The sequence below is a fragment of the Mesorhizobium sp. M4B.F.Ca.ET.089.01.1.1 genome (assembly GCF_004022605.1).
GTDB classification, from domain to species: domain Bacteria; phylum Pseudomonadota; class Alphaproteobacteria; order Rhizobiales; family Rhizobiaceae; genus Mesorhizobium; species Mesorhizobium abyssinicae.
The window spans coordinates 1-778 of record NZ_RZOS01001049.1 but is presented as its reverse complement, the minus strand read 5'-3'; the positions used below and the strand labels follow the sequence as shown (position 1 = coordinate 778).

At 64.7% G+C, this 778-nt stretch carries 1 protein-coding gene and 1 pseudogene; both read left to right on the top strand.

Annotated features, from left to right (window positions below; genetic code table 11):
• Positions 1-84 precede the first annotated feature (84 nt).
• Complete coding sequence (locus tag EN780_RS35940) at positions 85-270, top strand: hypothetical protein (protein ID WP_127253958.1); 186 nt, start codon at positions 85-87, stop codon at positions 268-270.
• A gap of 291 nt (positions 271-561) precedes the next feature.
• Positions 562-778, top strand: a pseudogene (locus tag EN780_RS35935) (hypothetical protein); the annotation flags it as partial.

Genomic DNA, 778 nt, shown 5'->3' with positions numbered 1-778 from the left:
CGCGCGGTGACCGCGACCGGCCCACGACACTGACGGGAGCCATCGAGCGGGGACTGGCCTCGCTCAAAGATGGAAGGCCCTCAGATGTCGCACGATCTTGCCCTGGCTCAACACCACGCCCTGGACCTCGCCCGCACCCTGATGGTCCCCGTCATCCTCTTCAAATCCGGCGACGTGATCGGCGTGCTCCGCAGCGATGAGATCGAGCCTGGCGATGATCTCGAAATCCTTCACGAATACGACCCATTCCAGATCAGGCCGGCTCGTTGAGCCGGCCCCTGGCGGCCCGCCCCGTCACAAAGTCCACATTGCACGACCGCGATCCAACGGCTCTGCTGATCGGCGGGCCGATGCGCAGCGATTGGGTGCCGCTTGCGAGCGAGCGGCGGCAAGGGAGGCTGCGCCGCGGCCGGAAAATCGCATTGCCCTGTGCACGTCTTCAGTTGCCCGGCCGCGCCCTTGCCTCCTTCGCTCTTCGCGGCCTTGGGGTCTGGTCCCGCGGGTTCGCGGGAAAGGAAACCGAACAGGAAGGGACGGAACATCATGGGCGCCGGGATAGGAATGGAGATGGGCGATGTCGAGGAACTCAGAAGTGGCGTTCTGTGTGCTGCGGTGCTGGAGCGGGCGGGCTTCGCGGTCGATCAGAAGGAGAGCACCAGACGCGCCGTAAAATTCAGGCGCGGCGCCGAAATCATCATCGTCATTCACGAGGGCAAAGGCTGGTTCGATCCACTGTCGGAGGCCAAGGGAGACGTGTTCCACCTGGTCGAGCACCTCG

What these genes read in the sequence shown, in the direction of transcription:
- EN780_RS35940 (WP_127253958.1), top strand. Translation starts at nt 85, where the DNA reads ATGTCGCACGATCTTGCCCTGGCTCAACACCACGCCCTGGACCTCGCC.